Here is a 2,553-nt window from a genome sequence, read left to right as displayed (position 1 = left end):
CTGATAAACACAGAAATTAGTGCAAGGGTTTTGAAGGGTATACCGGAAAAAGTGTGCATTTTTGGGGATTTCAAGAGATGGCAAAGAAATTTTCCAATCTCCTCCTGACTCCTGACTCCTGACTCCTGACTCCTATGCCCTCACGGAAAGACTTTCTCAGCAACCCCTACTTAGGGTTTGCTGAATAAACTGAAACCCACTATGAATAAAGAGTTTGAGGATGATAACAAAGAAAATAGGTGCAAGGTTTTGGAAACTATGAGTAGGAAAACCTTGCACTTTGTTGGTTTTTACCTCGTTTCCAAATACAAAAAACTCCTTGATATCCTTGAACTCCTGACTCCTTGATCTCCTCCACCAGATGTCTAATGATAAACAGCTAACTTTTGATCTTGCACCCGATCTTGAATATTGTCTTCTACAATTTTGCGGAAAACATCTCCATCAATGGTTTCTTCTTCCGCTAACATATCAACTAAACGCTCCATAATCATGCGGTTTTCTTGCAGTAATTCTTTTACCTTCACATAACAATTGCTGACAATCTCTCTGACTTGAGCATCAATTTTACCAGCAATTTCTTCAGAATATTCTGATTTATTTCCCCAGTCACGTCCCAAAAATATATCACTATTATTTTGACTTTCCAAGGATAATGGACCTAAATCAGACATCCCAAACCTTGTTACCATTTGTCTGGCCATGTTTGTCACTTGTTGCAAATCATTACCCGCACCTGTGGTAACTTCCGGTTTCCCAAACACTATTTCCTCAGCCGCACGACCGCCTAAAGCTGCCATAATTCGGGCTAAAATTTGGGAACGGGAAATTAAACCCTGTTCTTCATTGGGTGTAAACCAAGTTAAACCTAATGCTTGTCCTCGGGGAATGAGGGTAACTTTTTGGACTGGATCATGGTCTTTAACCAATGTACCTATTAAAGCGTGTCCCACTTCATGGTAAGCAATTAAACGTTTGTTTTTACTGTCTACTAAAGCAGTACCCTCCATTCCCGCAACTACCCGATCTACAGCATCATCTATTTCTAAAATGGTAATTGCTTCTTTGCGTCTTCTAGCTGTGAGAATAGCTGCTTCATTGAGGAGGTTAGCTAAGTCTGCACCGGTAAAACCAGGAGTCCGTCGGGCGATCGCATCTAAGGACACACTCGGATCTAATTTTTTGTTCCGTGCATGAACTTGCAAGATTTCCAAACGTCCTTTTAAGTCTGGTGCATCGACAATAACTTGTCTATCAAAACGACCAGGACGCAACAAAGCTGAATCTAAGACATCAGGACGGTTGGTAGCGGCAATAATAATAATACCTGTGTTACCTTCAAAACCATCCATTTCTGTTAATAGCTGGTTTAAGGTTTGCTCTCTCTCATCATTACCACCACCGATACCTGCACCCCGCTGTCTACCTACTGCGTCAATTTCATCTATAAAGATAATACAAGGAGCGTTATCTTTGGCTTTTTTGAACAAGTCACGGACACGGGAAGCACCCACACCCACAAACATTTCTACAAATTCTGAACCGGAAATACTGAAAAATGGTACAGCAGCTTCACCGGCGATCGCTTTTGCTAGTAAAGTTTTACCTGTACCTGGGGGTCCAATTAACAGCACGCCTTTAGGAATTTTCGCCCCCACTGCGGTAAATTTTTCTGGTTGTTTCAAAAAAGTAACAACTTCCTGTAATTCTTCCTTGGCTTCTTCAATTCCCGCCACATCATCAAATTTTACTCCCGTTTTCGCTTCCATTTGAAACCGAGCGCGAGATTTACCAAAATTCAAAGCTTGGTTAGAAGCATTGGCAGAACGGCGCAGGAACAACAGCATTAACGCCACCAGTGGTAAAATCCACATCAGGTTGATTAATAATCCTACGGCTGCTCTACTATTAGCAGAGGAAACCTGACCAAACTCAACATTTTTTTCTTTGAGTTTGTTTATTAACTCCGAGTTTTGATCTAAAAGCCGTACCGCTATAGGTGGTGTATCGGGTTTTTGATCTGCTAAATAAACTTTAGCTATTTGTTCGGTTTCATCAATTTCGACTCTTTTAACCAGCCCTTGCTCGGTTTTTTGCAGCAATTCCCCGTAAGATAAAGAGTTACGTTCTCCTTTTTGTGCCAAGACGGGACTACCCCCAAACATTCCCGGCAACATGATCATAGCGGCTGCTAATGCCCCAGTCCAAGCTACTCGCTTTGTTTGATGCTGTTTTCTCAATGCCTTTTTAGCAACTTTTGTCATAATATTTACCCTTTTAATTTTGGCATAAGCGAATTTTTGGTTTTATGCCTATTCTTCTTACAGAAATAGCAATAACTGGAAATTACTGTTTTCTTATCTAGTTTAACTTCGAGCTATGAGAAATTGTTAATGGGTGATTGGTGATTGGTGATTGGTGATGGTGGTTGGATGAGGGTGGTGTAGGGATAGGTGGTTGAGGGTGGGGTAGTTGTGGGTGTGTACTGGTTGGTTGTGTGAGATAGATGGTGGTGAGAGTCTGGTATGTGGTACATTTTAATGGGAGCGAGTT

1 protein-coding gene is annotated in these 2,553 nt (G+C 41.3%); it reads right to left on the bottom strand.

What is annotated here, in order from left to right; genetic code table 11:
• Nucleotides 1-365: 365 nt before the first annotated feature.
• Complete coding sequence (gene ftsH / locus FFR48_RS27150) at nucleotides 366-2,264, bottom strand: ATP-dependent zinc metalloprotease FtsH (RefSeq protein ID WP_137669500.1); 1,899 nt, start codon at nucleotides 2,262-2,264, stop codon at nucleotides 366-368.
• Nucleotides 2,265-2,553 lie beyond the last annotated feature (289 nt).

Source organism: Sphaerospermopsis reniformis (genome assembly GCF_005402885.1).
Classification (GTDB): Bacteria; Cyanobacteriota; Cyanobacteriia; order Cyanobacteriales; family Nostocaceae; genus Sphaerospermopsis; species Sphaerospermopsis kisseleviana.
This window is presented reverse-complemented; position numbering and strand designations above follow the sequence as displayed.